Consider the following 14,757-nt stretch of genomic DNA (forward strand, 5'->3'; position numbering starts at 1 on the left):
GTTTAGAATGTAGCTTTTACACTAAATCCATATCTCCTTGAACTAGGTCCGGTTAACCAGTCAAATCCTTGACCGTTACCTACACCAAGACCTGCCTGGTTTGGATCAAAGTTAACACTATCAGGAGTATTGTAAGCCTCGTACCAAAGGTTTTGTCCTGACACAGTAAAGGTCAGTGCACCGAAAGGTGTTCTGTCAAGGATCTTCTTAGGTAGTGAATACCCGAAAGCAACTTCCTGTAAACGGATTACAGACCCGTCGTAGATGTTCAGCTCTGACGGTCCGAAAAGAACGTTGTCAAAGTGGTAATCTGAGTTGTTGATCTGAATGTTGTTAGGTTGTCCGGTGTTCTCATTGATACCAGGAAGGATATAAGTAGCTTCCCTGTTGTCAGTGTCCTGAACCAAACCACGACCAAGTAGGGTAGCGATCGTCTGGCTATAGATATCACCTCCGGCAACATGCTGAAGCAGGAAGCTGAAGTTGAAGTTTCCGAAAGAGAAAGAGTTCGAAACGTTCAGGGTGTAGTCAGGGTTAGGATCACCAATGGCGAACTGTCCTGCCTCTACAATATAATCACCTTCACTGTTGATCAGGGGTTGTCCCTGGTCATTTCTAAGGATTCTTGAACCTACAATGGTACCCAGAGGCTCTCCTTCGATAGCGGCGTTACCAAGGTCACCAAAACCTGCATATACAATAAGGTCTGTGTCGGCCCCAAGATCGTTTACGATAGGCTCAATGGCATTGAAGTTAGCATTAACATTCCAGTTAAATCCTTCAGGATTTCTGAAGATGTCTACACCAAGGTCAACTTCAACTCCGTCTACTTCGATCTCACCAATGTTAGTCTGGATAAAACGCGCTCCGGAAGAAGCATCCAGTCTACGATCTACGATCAGGTCTTCAGTAATACGGTTAAAGTAAGAAGCGTTCAGGGTAATTCTGTTGTTCCAGAATCTTGACTCAACACCAAACTCCAGTTCTTTAAGTGTTTCTGGTCTTAGGTTTGGATTACCAAGGGTTGCAGAAATCTCGTTAGAGGCAGCAAAACCACCGGCAGCGTTGATCCATCTCTGAGTGTTCAGGTTCAGCGTACTTACTGTTGGATATCCTGTTGGGAAGGTAGCAGAAGTACCGTAACCGGCTCTCACTTTCAGGAAGTTTAAGAAAGAACTTCCTCTTAGCGCGTCAAATGCACTGGTTGGAACAAATGAGGTACTAACACTGGGGTAGAAGATAGATCTGTTCTCTTCTGAAAGGTTAGATACCCAGTCGTTACGACCGGCAACAGTCAGGTAAACGAAGTCGCCGAAATCGAAATCAGCTTGTCCGTACATACCGTTGATGTTACGTTGCTGGAAGAACTGGATCTCATCCTGAAGCTCGAAGTTGAAGTGACGGATTACGTCAAATACCTGCTGTCCTGAAGAAGAAACTCCGTTCTGATCAAATACGTCACGTCTGGCAGTAGCACCAACGTTGAAAGAAACTCCGATCTTTTCGGTGATATCAAATAGACCGCTTAAGAAAAGGTTGTGATCCCAGATAGTGTTGGTGTTGTTCCACGTGTTGTAGAAACCACTACGGGTACGGGCAACATCACTCACCCCACCTTTGTTTTGATAGTTGGTGTTATTTTCACTATACATATCAAGTCCCAAACGGTACGTCAGGTTCATGTTGTCATTAACCTTATAAACAATGGTGGTGTTACCAAAGGTTCTGTTGGTTTCCTGTCTTGTTTGAGCGTTGTTTACAGTCCATAAAGGGTGCTGAATACTGTTGTTCTGACGGTAGTAAACACTGGCCCCGGTAAGTGGGTTCTGATAAGGCAGGTTTAGCATGTCAACACTTCGAGGTGTAAAGAATACATTCGAGAATACAGAAGATCCTTCTGAAGCACCGAATACGGTGTTACCATCACCCGCTGCGATAGGAGGTGAACGAAAATCTGTTCTTGCGTAGTTCAGTGTACCACTTACTGTGAAGTTGTTGCTTAATTCAGCTCTACCACCAATACCCAAGGTGTTTCTGATAACCTTGTTCTCAGGGGTAAACCCTTCGTCAGTTAAGTGACCCATGTTGGCACTCATGCTCATCTTCCCGTCATCAGAAGAGGTGTTAAAGTTAACCGAGGTGTTAAGAACCGTTCCTGTTTTAAAGAAGTTCTCAGCACTCTGGTAAGGTTTGTAGTCGTAACGCACGCCCTGGAATTCAGGGAATGCCTGAGGAATACCTGTACCTGAACTCGCTGTAGAGTAAGGGTGAGGTAGTGTACCATTCTCGTCAATGGCAGCCTGAGACCCCCATCCACCAATGGCATTTTCTTCAAAGTTGGGTCCCCAGTTAGAGAAGAACCACCCGAAAGCCTGGTCAAATCCGTTACCCCACTTGTTGGTGTAGTCAGGTAAAGAAGCGATGTCGTTAAAGAATAAAGAGGTGTTAACAGTTACCTCGTTCTTCTTGGCGCCTCCACCTGAAGCTCCGTTCTTGGTGGTGATCAGGATCACCCCGTTACGTCCCTGCGTACCGTAAAGAGTTGCAGCTGCAAGACCTTTAAGTACGTTGATGCTTTCGATGTTGTTCGGGTCAAGGTCAAAGAATCTTGAACCACCAGCGTTACCATCTACGAAGTCTCCCTGTGCATTGGTATCAGAGCTGAAGGGAACCCCATCAACAATGAACAATGGTTGGTTAGACCCGCTAAAGGAGCTGAGACCACGAATAATAATGTTGGTACCAGAACCTGACAGACCACTCTGAGCGGTAATCTGTACCCCTGATGCCTTCCCTGAAAGTACACGTCCAATGTCACCTTCAGCACGTTGTTCAAGCTGTTCGCTGGCAACCTCAGATACCGCGTATCCAAGAGCCTTACGTTCCCGCTTGATACCCTGGGCGGTAACAATTACCTCTTCCAGGGCCTGGGCATCCTGCCCTAAAACCACATCAATTACGTTGGAAGCTCCAACTGTTCGTTCCTCGGTTTTCTGTCCTACATAGGAGAAAACCAAGACCTGCCCCGCGGCAGCTTCGATAGCATAATTCCCATCGAAATCTGTTTGCGTACCTTGTGTGGTGCCTTGAATTGCAACACTGGCACCCGGTAGAGGCAAACCATCCTGGTCGGTTACCGTACCAGTGATCGTTTTCACCTGCGCAAATGAAATCTGCGCAACCAGCACCAGTAAAAGTGCTAGATAGCCTTTAAGTTTAGTTTTCATATTTGTGAATTAATATTGAATTAGCGGGCTAAATATCTAAAATTATTGTTAACAAACACAAATATCCCTTAGTATTTTATTAACAGGCTTCTTAATTATCAAAGCTTGTTTTTACAAAGTGTTGCCCATGGGTAGCTATCGGAATTCTTGATTTTTGTTTCGGGTGCAGCTCATGTTGCTTCTCAGTTATTGTTTTCACTCATATTTTAAGTAACTGAAATACAGAGGTGTGTGGGTTTTAATCGTTTTATGGGGTGCTGTTGCGCTGGGGAGTTATATGCAGTAAATAAGTGTTTCCGGATTTGGTTTTTAAGACCCTGAACCCTTGTTAACACTATTCTTAATTTTATGATAATTTCTCAAAAAATAATTTAAAAATGTTGAGGGTTGGTATGTTTGGAGTCCTTTGATCAGGTATTTTGCTTATTAGGGTCGCGAAGGGTGGTGTGGTTGTTTTAGGTGGTTTGTGTGATTGCGGTGTAGTTCATGGTGCGTTACTGTTACCTTTAAACAGAATAAGTGGCAAATGGAAAAAGTGATTATGTGGGCAGGGTACAAGAAAAGATCGTTTGGGTTCTGTGTTTTTTAAGGCTGGAAGTTGATGGTTTTTTATTGCTGTTTATTTCTATTGTGAGATCTCTTGTTTTTTTCGATATATATTAAGGAGTGATGACGGTTCAAACGATACTTTTTGTTAAGGGAAATGTGCTTATTCAGAAAGGTTGGATATTGATAGTGAATATTGATCGCGATGACTGTAAAAACGCCTGCATCTGCGTGATGTAGATTTGCGCTAAGTTCATGAGTGATTCCAGGGAATGTGTCTTCAAAGGGTTTCCGGGCATGCTTTTTTAGATGAAGGAGTTTTTTTATGTATTATTGTTTCTCGACCTTAACAAATGTATTATGAGGAATATACTGTGTCTACTTGTTTTTATGATGTTTTTATTGCCAGTGCAAAACATCAGCTGTCAAACGCCCGGAACTACGGCAGACCTTTTTCAGTTATCTGAAGAGTTGGGAAATTTAATTCGGCAGGTAGATCATGAGAATGCTGTTGATAACGATTTGAAGGTTGCGGGGTCTCGTTATGCAGATGACCGTTTTAAAGAATCTGTTCTTTATCTGGGAGGTAAGGAAATACCCGGTGTCTATGCAAGGTTTGATGCGCTGAATGGAGTTATGGAAATAAAAATAAACATCTCTGATTCTGAAAATGAGGTGTATGTGGTAAAAAAGGACCCGGAGATACGATGTAAGATCGGGGATGATCTCTATGTTTATTCAGAATATAGCTCAGATGAAGGCAGGCAAAATGGCTATTTACTTGCATTGGTTACTGATGGGGATTACAGGTTGTTTAAAAAACAGTGGGTTTATTTCCGGGAGGGCAGAGATTCCGGGGACCCTCTGAAAGGGAGTGTTCCAAACAGATTTATTCTTAAAGAGGAGGTGCTTGTCGGTGTGAACAGAGAGTTGCCCAAGCTGGTTAAGATGAGAAGAAATAAGGTACTTGAAATGTTGCCCGAGCAAGAGGTGGCTGCAGCTCGAAGTTTTCTCAGTGAAAAAGGTTATGATCTTAAGGAAGAAGCTGAGCTGGTGACCTTTTTCCAGGCCTTGAATGCAGGCTTTTGATTTTTTTTCCAGGGTTGCAATTTTTTTACGGTCAATAGTGTCATGGACATTGATCATGGTCTTAAACTTCTACAGGAGGCTGTGTTTTTTGTTTATTGGATCAACGTCTCATGTGGATCTACCTGATCATTTCAGGTGTTGAGTTAGAATTCTTCCATCGGATCTCCATTCCTGACTGCTTTTTTTGGAATAACATGAAAGTAGGTTGAAAATTAATCATTTAAGATTTGATTTATTAGTATTTATTCCTACCTTTGCCGACCTCAAAACGGCATGTACTTCTGTCTCAGGAGGTTCTGTGTCCAAGCCAGACGTGGGTTTTGAGGATATAAAATAATATTTATTGTAAAGTAAATTATGCCAACAATTTCACAATTAGTACGAAAAGGAAGAGCCAAGATTACTAAGAAGAGTAAATCGGCTGCTTTGGATTCGTGTCCTCAGAGAAGAGGGGTTTGTACGCGTGTTTACACCACTACACCTAAGAAGCCGAACTCGGCTATGCGTAAGGTGGCAAGGGTACGTCTTACCAACGGTAAGGAAGTAAACGCTTACATCCCAGGAGAGGGTCACAATTTACAAGAGCACTCGATAGTATTAGTAAGAGGCGGAAGGGTAAAAGACTTACCGGGAGTTAGGTATCACATCGTTCGTGGTGCTCTGGATACTGCAGGTGTTCAGGGAAGAACGCAAAGGAGATCTAAGTACGGTGCTAAACGCCCTAAAAAGTAATTAAAACTTTTAAAAAGAAAACATGAGAAAAAGACAGGCTAAAAAGAGACCTCTTTTGCCGGATCCTAGGTTTAACGATCAGCTGGTAACACGCTTCGTTAACATGATGATGTGGGATGGTAAAAAGTCTATTGCATTTAAAGTTTTCTACGATGCTATCGATATAGTGGAGGAGAAGAAACAGGATGATGAAAAGACCGCGCTTGAGATCTGGAAAGATGCATTATCAAACGTTATGCCTCACGTAGAGGTGAGAAGTAGACGTGTTGGAGGAGCTACCTTCCAGATTCCTATGCAGATCAGACCTGACAGAAAGGTATCTATGGCGATGAAGTGGCTTATCGGTTATGCTCGTAAGAGAAATGAGAAGTCTATGGCACTTCGTCTTGCCAATGAAATTCTTGCTGCATCTAAAGAAGAAGGTGCTGCAGTGAAGAAACGTGTGGATACGCACAAGATGGCTGAAGCGAACAAGGCGTTCTCTCACTTTAGATTTTAACCGAAAACCGAACATTTAGAAAATGGCACAAAGAGATTTAAAATATACAAGGAATATTGGTATTGCTGCGCACATTGATGCCGGTAAGACCACTACTACCGAGCGTATCCTTTTCTATACAGGGATAAGTCACAAGATCGGTGAGGTGCACGATGGTGCAGCTACGATGGACTGGATGGAGCAAGAGCAGGAGCGAGGAATTACCATTACCTCTGCTGCAACTACTTGTACCTGGAAATTCCCGATGGAAAAAGGGCAGCCTCTTCCGAATGCTAAAGATTATCACTTTAATATTATCGATACTCCCGGCCACGTTGACTTTACCGTAGAGGTAAACCGTTCGCTGAGAGTACTTGATGGATTGGTATTCTTATTTAGTGCGGTTGACGGGGTGGAGCCACAGTCGGAAACTAACTGGAGGCTTGCCGATAACTATAATGTACCGCGTATCGGGTTCGTTAATAAAATGGACCGTCAGGGTTCAAACTTCCTGGCAGTTTGTAAGCAGGTAAAAGAGATGCTTGGTTCTAAAGCCGTGCCGCTTGTTCTTCCTATTGGAGAAGAGGCCGACTTTAAAGGTATCGTTGACCTGGTTAAAAACCGTGCTATCATATGGCACGAAGACAACTTCGGATCTACTTTTGACGAGGTGGACATTCCTGCCGAAATGCAGGAAGAAGTTGATATGTACAGAGCACAGCTTATTGAGGCTGTAGCCGAGTATGATGAAGAGCTTATGGAGAAGTTCTTCGAAGATGAGAACTCTATTACTGAAGATGAGATTCACGCTGCTGTACGCGCTGCAGTAATGGATCTGAGCTTCGTACCAATGGTATGTGGTTCTTCTTTCAAGAATAAAGGAGTTCAGTTCTTGCTTGACTGTGTTTGTCGTTACCTGCCTTCTCCTGTAGATAAGGAGGCGATTGTTGGTACCAACCCTGATACAGAAGAAGAGATCAGCCGTAAGCCAAGTGTTGATGCTCCTTTTGCTGCACTAGCATTTAAGATCGCTACTGACCCGTTCGTAGGTCGTCTGGCTTTCTTCCGTGCTTATTCAGGTAGACTAGATGCAGGATCTTACGTATTGAACAATCGTTCAGGTAAAAAAGAGCGTATCTCTCGTATTTATCAGATGCACTCTAACAAGCAAAATGCAATTGACTTTATCGAAGCAGGAGACATTGGAGCTGCTGTTGGATTTAAAGATATTAAGACAGGTGATACCCTGAGTGATGAGAAGCACCCAATTGTATTGGAGAGTATGAACTTCCCTGACCCTGTGATCGGTATCGCTGTTGAGCCTAAGACGAAGGCGGATGTTGATAAGCTTGGTATGGCGTTGGCAAAACTTGCTGAAGAGGATCCGACGTTCCAGGTTAAAACAGATGAAGCTTCAGGTCAGACCATTATCTCAGGTATGGGTGAGCTTCACCTTGATATTATTGTTGACCGTCTTAAGCGTGAGTTTAAGGTAGAAGTGAACCAAGGTCAGCCTCAGGTAGAGTACAAAGAAGCTATTACCGGTAAAGCAGATCACAGAGAGGTGTACAAGAAGCAAACCGGTGGTCGTGGTAAATTTGCAGATATCGTATTTACCATGGAGCCTGCTGAAGAAGGTAAAGCCGGACTTGAGTTTGTGAACGAGGTTAAAGGAGGTAATATTCCTAAGGAATTCATTCCATCGGTTGAAAAAGGATTCAAGATGGCTATGAAGAACGGACCTCTTGCAGGATTTGAGATGGATGCCATGAAGGTGACCCTGAAGGATGGATCTTTCCACCCTGTGGATTCTGATCAGCTATCGTTCGAGCTTGCTGCCAAGCTTGGTTACAAGGAGGCTGCCAGAGCCGCAAGAGCGATTATCATGGAACCGATCATGAAGCTCGAGGTGCTTACTCCGGAAGAAAACATGGGTGATATTGTTGGTGACCTTAACCGTCGTCGCGGTCAGGTGAACAACATGAGCGACCGTGCCGGATCTAAGGTGATCAAGGCAGAGGTACCGTTATCTGAGATGTTCGGATATGTGACTTCGCTTAGAACCCTTTCTTCAGGTAGAGCTACTTCTACTATGGAATTCTCTCACTATGCAGAAACTCCTTCGAATATTGCCGAAGAAGTGATCAAAGCAGCTAAAGGAGTTAATGCTTAAATCTAAAGAAAATGAGTCAGAAAATCAGAATAAAGTTAAAGTCGTACGATCACAACCTGGTAGATAAATCTGCAGAGAAGATTGTAAAAACGGTAAAAACTACCGGCGCTGTGGTAACAGGGCCTATCCCGTTACCTACTCACAAAAAGATCTTTACCGTACTGCGTTCTCCTCACGTAAACAAAAAGTCGAGAGAGCAGTTTCAGTTGAGTTCTTACAAAAGACTTCTTGATATCTACAGCTCTTCTTCGAAAACCATCGATGCGCTGATGAAGCTTGAGCTTCCAAGCGGGGTTGAGGTAGAGATCAAGGTGTAAGTTCTCAGGTGTGCCACCGGAAGGGGTTGCACGACATGTCCGGAGCGATTCGCAAAGGAAAAACGGAAAAAATACATTCAGGGTTGAAAGTATTTTGACCCTGAAGTTTTTTTAAATAGTTCGTATTTATATTAACAAAGACCGGAAATCGGAATAGAGCGATTCGAGGTCATTAAATGAAAATTAGAATGTCTGGGTTAATTGGAAAGAAAATTGGTATGACCAGTCTGTTCGATGAGAACGGGAAGAATATTCCTTGTACTGTTATCGAAGCTGGACCATGCGTAGTTACCCAAGTCAGAACCAATGAGGTTGACGGGTATGAGGCTCTTCAACTTGGTTTCGATGACAAGGCAGAAAAACATGCTAGCAAGGCTGAACTAGGTCATGCTAAAAAAGCAGGTACTGCTCCAAAAAAACAAGTTGTCGAATTCCAGGATTTTGAAGGTGAGTACAAATTAGGCGATACTTTGACAGTAGAGCAATTTCAAGCAGGAGAATTTGTTGATGTAAGTGGTACATCAAAAGGAAAAGGATTCCAGGGTGTTGTTAAAAGACACGGCTTTGGAGGTGTTGGGCAGGCCACTCACGGGCAGCACAACCGTCTGAGAGCACCGGGATCTATTGGAGCTGCATCGTATCCGGCACGTGTATTCAAAGGAATGCGCATGGCAGGACAGATGGGTGCAGAAAAAGTAACAGTACAAAACCTAAAAGTATTGAAAGTGGTTCCTGAGAAAAACCTTTTAGTGGTTAAAGGGTGTGTTCCGGGTCACAAGAATGCTTATGTAATCATTCAGAAGTAATGGAAGTAGCAGTATTAGATAAGAACGGAAAAGAAACTGGAAGAAAGGTTAGTCTTTCTGATTCAGTTTTTGGAATAGAACCAAGCGATCACGCTGTTTATCTGGATGTTAAGCAGTACCTGGCTAACCAACGTCAGGGAACACACAAGGCTAAAGAGCGTGCTGAGATCGCCGGGAGTACCCGTAAGATCAAGAAGCAAAAAGGGACAGGTACAGCTCGTGCGGGAAGTATCAAGTCGCCAGTCTTTAAAGGAGGTGGACGTATTTTTGGTCCAAGACCAAAAGACTACACCCAGAAGTTGACCAAAGGATTGAAGAAACTAGCCAGAAGATCTGCGCTTTCTGCCAAGGCAAAAGACAATCAGATCATGGTAGTTGAAGACTTCAACTTCGAGTCTCCTAAAACCAAAGATTTTGCTTCTGTGCTGAAAGCCTTAGGGTTAGAAGGCAAAAAGTCTTTGTTCGTCTTGGGTGATGCAAATAAAAATGTATATTTGTCGTCGCGCAATTTGAAGGCCTCAGAAGTCGTAACTCCTTCAGAATTAAACACTTACAAGATAGTTAACGCTAAAAGTGTGGTGTTTTTTGAGGGTTCACTGGAAGGTATTGTGTCGAATTTAAGTAAATAATGAAACCCATGAGTGTGTTAATTAAGCCTATTATTACGGAAAAAGCAACCGCAGACAGCGAGTTGAATAATCGTTATGGTTTCCTGGTTGATACCAGAGCAAACAAGATCGAGATCAAGAATGCGGTTGAGGCTGCCTATGGTGTTTCTGTTGAAAAAGTTCGCACAATGAATTACGGGCCTAAGCGTAGTACCCGTTACACAAAAAGCGGCATCCAAAACGGAAAAACCAACGCTTATAAAAAAGCAATCGTTCAGGTAGCTGAAGGAGAGATTATTGATTTTTATAGCAATATTTAATTAGAGACGGAATGTCAGTTAGAAAATTAAAACCAGTTACTCCTGCACAGCGATTTAGAGTAGTGAACGGATTTGACGCGATCACTACTGATAAGCCGGAGAAGAGCTTGCTCGCTCCGTTAAAAAAGTCGGGAGGTAGAAACAGTCAAGGTAAGATGACCATGCGCTACAAAGGTGGTGGTCACAAGAGAAAGTATCGTGTTATCGATTTCAAAAGAGCTAATACAGGTGTTGAGGCTACTGTGGAGTCGATCCAGTACGATCCAAACAGAACTGCGTTTATTGCATTGATCGTTTACAAAGGCGGAGAGAAGAGCTATATCATTGCTCAGAACGGACTTCAGGTAGGTCAGACCGTAGTGTCTGGAACCGGAGTTGCTCCTGAGATCGGAAATGCAATGCCTTTAAGTGAGGTGCCTTTAGGTACTATTATTTCTTGTATTGAACTGCGTCCCGGACAGGGTGCGGTTATGGCACGTTCAGCAGGTGCGTTCGCACAGTTGATGGCCAGAGAGGGTAAATACGCTACCATTAAACTGCCATCGGGAGAAACCCGTATGGTATTAGCCGATTGTATGGCTACCATTGGTGCGGTATCTAACTCTGACCACCAGTTGATCGTTTCAGGTAAGGCAGGTAGAAAACGCTGGTTAGGTAGAAGACCTAGAACAAGACCAGTTGTGATGAACCCTGTTGATCACCCAATGGGTGGTGGTGAAGGAAGAGCTTCCGGAGGTCACCCAAGATCAAGAAAAGGCTTGCCTGCTAAAGGCTTTAGAACACGTTCTAAGACCAAGGCAAGTAATAAGTACATTGTAGAACGTAGAAAGAAATAAAGTATTAAAAGATGGCACGTTCATTAAAAAAAGGACCTTACGTTCACTATAAATTAGAGAAGAAAGTTCAACAAAATGTTGAATCAGGTAAGAAGACCGTTATCAAAACCTGGAGCAGGGCGTCAATGATTACGCCAGACTTCGTAGGGCAGACCATAGCGGTACATAATGGTCGCCAGTTCGTTCCTGTATATGTTACAGAGAACATGGTGGGTCATAAGTTAGGAGAATTTTCACCAACACGATCGTTCAGAGGTCATGCGGGTGCGAAAAATAAAGGAAAAAAATAATAAGTAGCCATGGGAGTTCGTAAAAGAGAAAAAGCAGAGCAAATAAAAGAAGCTAAGAAGAGCTTAGCATTTGCAAAGTTGAATAACTGCCCTACTTCTCCACGTAAGATGAGACTTGTTGCTGATCTTGTAAGAGGGGAGAAGGTGGAAAAGGCGCTTGCTATTTTGAGATTTAGCCAAAAGGAGGCTTCAGGCCGTCTGGAAAAACTGGTTCTTTCTGCCATTGCCAACTGGCAGGCAAAGAACGAAGAAGCCAGCCTTGAGGATGCAGATTTATTCATTAAGGAGATCCGTGTGGACGGAGGAACGATGCTTAAGCGTTTGCGTCCTGCACCACAGGGTCGTGCTCACAGAATCAGAAAACGTTCCAACCACGTTACTGTCGTGCTTGGTTCTAACAATAATACACAAAGTTAATTAGATAGATAGTATGGGACAAAAGACAAATCCAATCGGAAATCGCCTTGGTATCATCAGAGGATGGGAGTCCAACTGGTACGGAGGTAATGACTATGGAGATAAGCTTGCTGAAGACGATAAGATCAGAAAGTATATCCATGCACGTCTTTCTAAAGCTAGTGTATCGAGAGTGATCATTGAGCGTACTTTAAAGCTTGTAACCGTTACTATCACCACTGCCCGTCCTGGTATTATTATCGGGAAAGGCGGTCAGGAGGTAGACAAGCTGAAAGAGGAGCTTAAAAAGATCACAGACAAGGAAGTTCAGATCAACATCTTTGAGATCAAAAGACCGGAACTTGATGCTAATCTTGTTGCTTCAAGCATCGCACGTCAGATCGAGAATCGTATCTCGTATCGTCGTGCAATCAAAATGGCTATCGCTGCAGCAATGAGAATGAACGCCGAAGGTATCAAGATCCAGATCTCCGGGCGTTTGAACGGTGCTGAAATGGCGCGTTCAGAAGCCTATAAAGATGGTCGTATTCCATTGTCAACATTCAGAGCTGATATTGATTATGCGCTTGAAGAGGCTCACACTACCTATGGTAGATTGGGTATCAAGGTATGGATCATGAAAGGCGAGGTTTACGGAAAGAGAGATCTTTCTCCTTTAACCGGAATGTCTAAGAAGCAAGGTAAAGGTGGAGCTGGAAACAACTCCGGAAGAGGTAAAGCTCGTCGCAGAAAGTAATTTTTTAAAGTAAAAGAAAATGTTACAGCCTAAAAGAACAAAATACCGTAAGCAGCAAAAAGGCCGAATGAAAGGGGTGTCTCAAAGAGGGAACCAACTTTCAAACGGAATGTTCGGGATCAAGTCTTTAGATTCACAGTTCATCACTTCGCGTCAGATCGAGGCGGCTCGTGTGGCTGCCACCCGTTTTATGAAAAGGGAAGGTCAGCTTTGGATCAAAATTTTCCCGGATAAGCCTATTACAAAGAAGCCTTTAGAGGTGCGTATGGGTAAAGGTAAGGGTGCCCCAGAATATTGGGCAGCTGTTGTGAAACCAGGTCGAATCATGTTTGAAGTAGGTGGTGTGCCTATGGACGTTGCTAAAGAAGCACTGCGTCTTGCCGCTCAGAAACTGCCTGTAAGAACCAAATTCGTAGTAGCCAGGGATTATTCCGCTTAATTCATTAGAGTAAGAAGATCATGAAACAATCAGAGATTAGAGAATTGTCTACTGCTGAGCTACAGGAAAAGCTTGGTGATTATAAGAAACAATATGCAGATCTGAAACTGGCTCACGCCATTCAGCCTTTGGAAAACCCGATTCAATTGCGTTCAGCAAGAAGAACCGTGGCCCGTTTGGCAACTGAGCTTACTAAAAGAGAATTACAATAATTCGATTCTGCTAAGAGATGGAAAATAGAAATTTAAGAAAAGAAAGAATAGGGGTAGTTACCAGTAACAAAATGCAGAAATCGATCGTGGTTTCTGAGGTGAAACGTGTAAAGCACCCTATGTACGGTAAGTTCGTGTTAAAGACAAAGAAATATGTCGCACACGACGAAAAAGAAGATTGCAACATTGGTGATACCGTTCGGATCATGGAAACTCGTCCGTTGAGTAAAACTAAATGTTGGAGATTAGTTGAAATCATTGAAAGAGCTAAATAATTATGGTACAACAAGAATCTAGATTAAAAGTAGCAGACAACACCGGCGCCAAAGAAGTTTTGACGATCCGTGTGCTAGGGGGTACTAAGAGAAGATACGCCTCTGTTGGTGATAAGATCGTTGTTACCGTAAAGGATGCCACTCCTAACGGAAACGTGAAGAAAGGTCAGGTATCTACTGCTGTAGTAGTACGAACCAAGAAGGAGGTAAGACGTCCTGATGGCTCTTACATTCGTTTCGACGATAATGCTTGTGTGCTTTTGAATGCCACCGGAGAGATGCGCGGTACCCGTGTATTCGGACCGGTAGCTCGTGAGCTACGTGACAAGCAGTTTATGAAAATTGTATCATTAGCACCTGAGGTGCTTTAATACATTGACAAGAAATGACAAAGCTAAAAATAAAATCAGGAGATACTGTAAGAGTGATTGCCGGAGAGCACAAAGGTGCTGAAGGGAGCGTTCTGAAGGTGGATCGTGAGAAGAATAAGGCGATCGTTGAGGGTGTAAACATGGTTTCAAAACATGAGAAGCCAAGTGCTAAAAATCCTCAGGGAGGGATCGTAAAGAAAGAAGCTCCTATCCATATTTCTAACCTGTCGTTGATCGATCCTAAGTCAGGAGAGGTAACCCGTGTAGGGTACGAGGTAAGAGATGGAAAGAAAGTGAGATTTTCTAAAAAATCTAATGAAGTAATTTAGTTATGGCTTACATTCCAAGATTAAAGCAAGAGTATAAAGACAGAGTGATTACCGCTCTTACAGAAGAGTTTGGTTACAGCAATGTAATGCAAGTGCCAAAGCTTAAGAAGATTGTTATTAGCCGTGGAGTTGGTGCCGCAGTAGCCGATAAAAAACTGATCGATTATGCCGTTGATGAGCTTTCAAGAATCTCAGGGCAGAAAGCAGTTTCTACTGTTTCTAAAAAGGACGTTGCATCGTTCAAACTTCGTAAGGGAATGCCTATCGGGGCTAAAGTAACCCTTAGAGGAGAGCGTATGTATGAGTTCCTTGACAGACTGATTACTTCAGCACTACCACGTGTAAGAGATTTTAATGGGATCAAGGCGAATGGTTTTGACGGACGAGGGAATTACAACCTGGGAGTAACCGAACAGATTATTTTTCCTGAGATCGATATCGACAAGGTGAACAAGGTAGCCGGAATGGATATTACCTTTGTAACCTCTGCTGAGACCGATAAGGAAGCAAAATCATTATTAAGCGAATTAGGATTACCTTTTAAAAAGAATTAAGT

19 protein-coding genes are annotated in these 14,757 nt (G+C 43.2%); 18 read left to right on the forward strand and 1 reads right to left on the reverse strand.

Annotated features, from left to right (window positions below; genetic code table 11):
• Positions 1-2: 2 nt before the first annotated feature.
• Entirely contained in the window at positions 3-3,227 is a 3,225-nt protein-coding gene (locus tag E7Z59_RS06235; protein WP_136335411.1) for a SusC/RagA family TonB-linked outer membrane protein, read from the reverse strand.
• A 906-nt stretch (positions 3,228-4,133) separates the two neighbouring features.
• Between E7Z59_RS06235 and E7Z59_RS06240 the strand changes: the two genes are divergently transcribed.
• The 18 genes from E7Z59_RS06240 (at position 4,134) to rplE (ending at position 14,755) form a co-directional block, all read left to right on the forward strand.
• Positions 4,134-4,862: a hypothetical protein gene (locus E7Z59_RS06240; RefSeq protein WP_136335412.1), complete on the forward strand. Its 729-nt coding sequence runs from the start codon at positions 4,134-4,136 to the stop codon at positions 4,860-4,862.
• A 357-nt stretch (positions 4,863-5,219) separates the two neighbouring features.
• The gene (gene rpsL, locus E7Z59_RS06245; protein WP_036121756.1) at positions 5,220-5,594 is read left to right on the forward strand and encodes a 30S ribosomal protein S12; all 375 of its coding nucleotides are present in this window, start codon (positions 5,220-5,222) and stop codon (positions 5,592-5,594) included.
• Positions 5,595-5,616: 22 nt separating this feature from the next.
• Positions 5,617-6,093, forward strand: coding sequence for a 30S ribosomal protein S7 (gene rpsG / locus E7Z59_RS06250; protein ID WP_136335413.1), 477 nt, complete (start codon positions 5,617-5,619; stop codon positions 6,091-6,093).
• A 22-nt stretch (positions 6,094-6,115) separates the two neighbouring features.
• Complete coding sequence (fusA, locus tag E7Z59_RS06255) at positions 6,116-8,245, forward strand: elongation factor G (protein ID WP_136335414.1); 2,130 nt, start codon at positions 6,116-6,118, stop codon at positions 8,243-8,245.
• A gap of 11 nt (positions 8,246-8,256) precedes the next feature.
• The gene (gene rpsJ / locus E7Z59_RS06260; protein WP_007094989.1) at positions 8,257-8,562 is read left to right on the forward strand and encodes a 30S ribosomal protein S10; all 306 of its coding nucleotides are present in this window, start codon (positions 8,257-8,259) and stop codon (positions 8,560-8,562) included.
• A gap of 188 nt (positions 8,563-8,750) precedes the next feature.
• Positions 8,751-9,368, forward strand: a complete 618-nt coding sequence (rplC, locus tag E7Z59_RS06265) for a 50S ribosomal protein L3 (RefSeq protein ID WP_136335415.1) — start codon at positions 8,751-8,753, stop codon at positions 9,366-9,368.
• On the forward strand, positions 9,368-9,997 hold the full coding sequence (gene rplD / locus E7Z59_RS06270) for a 50S ribosomal protein L4 (RefSeq protein WP_136335416.1): 630 nt from the start codon (positions 9,368-9,370) through the stop codon (positions 9,995-9,997). Before rplC ends, rplD begins: the two co-directional genes overlap by 1 nt.
• An 8-nt stretch (positions 9,998-10,005) precedes the next feature.
• Positions 10,006-10,296, forward strand: coding sequence for a 50S ribosomal protein L23 (gene rplW / locus E7Z59_RS06275; protein WP_136335417.1), 291 nt, complete (start codon positions 10,006-10,008; stop codon positions 10,294-10,296).
• An 11-nt stretch (positions 10,297-10,307) separates the two neighbouring features.
• Positions 10,308-11,132, forward strand: a complete 825-nt coding sequence (gene rplB / locus E7Z59_RS06280; RefSeq protein ID WP_136335418.1) for a 50S ribosomal protein L2 — start codon at positions 10,308-10,310, stop codon at positions 11,130-11,132.
• An 11-nt stretch (positions 11,133-11,143) separates the two neighbouring features.
• Positions 11,144-11,422 (forward strand): 30S ribosomal protein S19, encoded by a 279-nt coding sequence (gene rpsS / locus E7Z59_RS06285; RefSeq protein WP_136335419.1) that lies wholly within the window; start codon positions 11,144-11,146, stop codon positions 11,420-11,422.
• 9 nt (positions 11,423-11,431) lie between these two features.
• Positions 11,432-11,839 (forward strand): 50S ribosomal protein L22, encoded by a 408-nt coding sequence (rplV, locus tag E7Z59_RS06290; RefSeq protein ID WP_136335420.1) that lies wholly within the window; start codon positions 11,432-11,434, stop codon positions 11,837-11,839.
• 13 nt (positions 11,840-11,852) lie between these two features.
• Positions 11,853-12,575, forward strand: coding sequence for a 30S ribosomal protein S3 (gene rpsC, locus E7Z59_RS06295; RefSeq protein ID WP_136335421.1), 723 nt, complete (start codon positions 11,853-11,855; stop codon positions 12,573-12,575).
• A gap of 19 nt (positions 12,576-12,594) precedes the next feature.
• Positions 12,595-13,014, forward strand: a complete 420-nt coding sequence (gene rplP / locus E7Z59_RS06300) for a 50S ribosomal protein L16 (RefSeq protein ID WP_136335422.1) — start codon at positions 12,595-12,597, stop codon at positions 13,012-13,014.
• Between the two features lie 20 nt (positions 13,015-13,034).
• Entirely contained in the window at positions 13,035-13,226 is a 192-nt protein-coding gene (rpmC, locus tag E7Z59_RS06305) for a 50S ribosomal protein L29 (RefSeq protein WP_136335423.1), read from the forward strand.
• 17 nt (positions 13,227-13,243) lie between these two features.
• On the forward strand, positions 13,244-13,501 hold the full coding sequence (gene rpsQ, locus E7Z59_RS06310) for a 30S ribosomal protein S17 (RefSeq protein ID WP_136335424.1): 258 nt from the start codon (positions 13,244-13,246) through the stop codon (positions 13,499-13,501).
• Between the two features lie 2 nt (positions 13,502-13,503).
• Positions 13,504-13,872 (forward strand): 50S ribosomal protein L14, encoded by a 369-nt coding sequence (gene rplN, locus E7Z59_RS06315; RefSeq protein ID WP_136335425.1) that lies wholly within the window; start codon positions 13,504-13,506, stop codon positions 13,870-13,872.
• A gap of 14 nt (positions 13,873-13,886) precedes the next feature.
• Entirely contained in the window at positions 13,887-14,201 is a 315-nt protein-coding gene (gene rplX / locus E7Z59_RS06320) for a 50S ribosomal protein L24 (RefSeq protein ID WP_136335426.1), read from the forward strand.
• Positions 14,202-14,203: 2 nt separating this feature from the next.
• Positions 14,204-14,755: a 50S ribosomal protein L5 gene (gene rplE / locus E7Z59_RS06325; protein ID WP_136335427.1), complete on the forward strand. Its 552-nt coding sequence runs from the start codon at positions 14,204-14,206 to the stop codon at positions 14,753-14,755.
• The last annotated feature ends 2 nt before the right edge of the window (positions 14,756-14,757 follow it).

Origin of the sequence: Robertkochia marina (assembly GCF_004799345.1) — a bacterium.
GTDB classification, from domain to species: domain Bacteria; phylum Bacteroidota; class Bacteroidia; order Flavobacteriales; family Flavobacteriaceae; genus Robertkochia; species Robertkochia marina.

Bases quoted from the DNA above. Each gene is read 5' to 3' on its own strand.
- E7Z59_RS06235 (WP_136335411.1), bottom strand. From the start codon at position 3,227: ATGAAAACTAAACTTAAAGGCTATCTAGCACTTTTACTGGTGCTGGTT.
- E7Z59_RS06240 (WP_136335412.1), top strand. From the start codon at position 4,134: ATGAGGAATATACTGTGTCTACTTGTTTTTATGATGTTTTTATTGCCA.
- rpsL (WP_036121756.1), top strand. From the start codon at position 5,220: ATGCCAACAATTTCACAATTAGTACGAAAAGGAAGAGCCAAGATTACT.
- rpsG (WP_136335413.1), top strand. From the start codon at position 5,617: ATGAGAAAAAGACAGGCTAAAAAGAGACCTCTTTTGCCGGATCCTAGG.
- fusA (WP_136335414.1), top strand. From the start codon at position 6,116: ATGGCACAAAGAGATTTAAAATATACAAGGAATATTGGTATTGCTGCG.
- rpsJ (WP_007094989.1), top strand. From the start codon at position 8,257: ATGAGTCAGAAAATCAGAATAAAGTTAAAGTCGTACGATCACAACCTG.
- rplC (WP_136335415.1), top strand. From the start codon at position 8,751: ATGTCTGGGTTAATTGGAAAGAAAATTGGTATGACCAGTCTGTTCGAT.
- rplD (WP_136335416.1), top strand. From the start codon at position 9,368: ATGGAAGTAGCAGTATTAGATAAGAACGGAAAAGAAACTGGAAGAAAG.
- rplW (WP_136335417.1), top strand. From the start codon at position 10,006: ATGAGTGTGTTAATTAAGCCTATTATTACGGAAAAAGCAACCGCAGAC.
- rplB (WP_136335418.1), top strand. From the start codon at position 10,308: ATGTCAGTTAGAAAATTAAAACCAGTTACTCCTGCACAGCGATTTAGA.
- rpsS (WP_136335419.1), top strand. From the start codon at position 11,144: ATGGCACGTTCATTAAAAAAAGGACCTTACGTTCACTATAAATTAGAG.
- rplV (WP_136335420.1), top strand. From the start codon at position 11,432: ATGGGAGTTCGTAAAAGAGAAAAAGCAGAGCAAATAAAAGAAGCTAAG.
- rpsC (WP_136335421.1), top strand. From the start codon at position 11,853: ATGGGACAAAAGACAAATCCAATCGGAAATCGCCTTGGTATCATCAGA.
- rplP (WP_136335422.1), top strand. From the start codon at position 12,595: ATGTTACAGCCTAAAAGAACAAAATACCGTAAGCAGCAAAAAGGCCGA.
- rpmC (WP_136335423.1), top strand. From the start codon at position 13,035: ATGAAACAATCAGAGATTAGAGAATTGTCTACTGCTGAGCTACAGGAA.
- rpsQ (WP_136335424.1), top strand. From the start codon at position 13,244: ATGGAAAATAGAAATTTAAGAAAAGAAAGAATAGGGGTAGTTACCAGT.
- rplN (WP_136335425.1), top strand. From the start codon at position 13,504: ATGGTACAACAAGAATCTAGATTAAAAGTAGCAGACAACACCGGCGCC.
- rplX (WP_136335426.1), top strand. From the start codon at position 13,887: ATGACAAAGCTAAAAATAAAATCAGGAGATACTGTAAGAGTGATTGCC.
- rplE (WP_136335427.1), top strand. From the start codon at position 14,204: ATGGCTTACATTCCAAGATTAAAGCAAGAGTATAAAGACAGAGTGATT.